At 72.3% G+C, this 1,103-nt stretch carries 1 protein-coding gene; it reads right to left on the bottom strand.

Annotation, left to right across the window (positions count from 1 at the left end):
• The coding region (locus AC1DJW_RS26420) for a fibronectin type III domain-containing protein (protein WP_476902943.1) at nt 1-1,103 on the bottom strand (1,103 nt) is incomplete at both ends.

Genomic DNA, 1,103 nt, shown 5'->3' with positions numbered 1-1,103 from the left:
GTGAGGTCGGCGGTGAACTGGGTCCAGGTGCCGTTGTTGTTGCAGAGTTTGAGCAGGCTGGCCAGGGTGGTGCCGCTGGTGCTGCGGACCTGGGCTTCCATCCAGTCGTACGGGCAGGCATTGCCGGTGCAGGGGTCTTCCGCGCTGTGCGGCTGGTACCAGAAGGACAGGGTGGTGGTTCCGGTGGCGGGGACGGTGATGGTCTGGGACAGGCTGCTGTCACCGAAAGGCTCGGTCCCTGACGCGAGGCCCAGGAGCGCGGAGCCGGTGCCGGTGTGGGCGGTGGTGGAGGCCGCGGGTGCCCTGACCCCGCCGGTGGTCCAGGCGGTGAGCCCGGATTCGAAGCCGCCGTTGGTGATCGTCGTCGTGGTTGTTCCGGTGGGGGTGACGGGGGCCGAGGCGGCGGACGCCGGGGAGGTGCCGACGGCGTTGGTGGCGGTGACGGTGAAGGTGTAGGCGGTGCCGTTGGCCAGCCCGGTGATGCTGGCCGTGGTGGCGGGCGGGTTGCCGGTGACGGTGACCGGGGCCAGGGTGGTGGTGCCGGCGTGCGGGGTGACGGCGTAGGAGCTGATGCCGGAGCCGCCGTTGGCAGGGGCGGTCCAGGACACGGTGGCGGAGGCGTTCCCGGCCGTCGCGGCCACCCCTGTGGGGGCGGCGGGCGCGGTCACCGTTGCGGTGGGGGTCACAGCTGCCGAGGCGGCGGATGCCGGTGAGGTGCCGACGGCGTTGGTCGCGGTGACGGTGAAGGTGTACGCGGTGCCGTTCGCCAGCCCGGTGATGTTGGCCGTGGTGGCGGGCGGGTTGCCGGTGACGGTGACCGGGGCCAGGGTGGTGGTGCCGACGTGCGGGGTGACGGCGTAGGAGCTGATGCCGGAGCCGCCGTTGGCCGGGGCGGTCCAGGACACGGTCGCGGAGGCGTTCCCGGCCGTCGCGGTGACCCCGGTGGGGGCGGCGGGCGCTGTCGGGGTGGTCTGGGTGTTGGTGAGGGCGACGTCGTCGAGGTACATCCAGGTGTCGTCGGCCGGGTTGGCGCCGTCGAGGTGGACGTTGAACCAGAGCACGATGGTCTGGCCGTTGTAGGCGGAGAGGTTCGCGCTGAGCTG

The organism is Arthrobacter sp. 05L417 (assembly GCF_056397865.1).
This window is presented reverse-complemented; position numbering and strand designations above follow the sequence as displayed.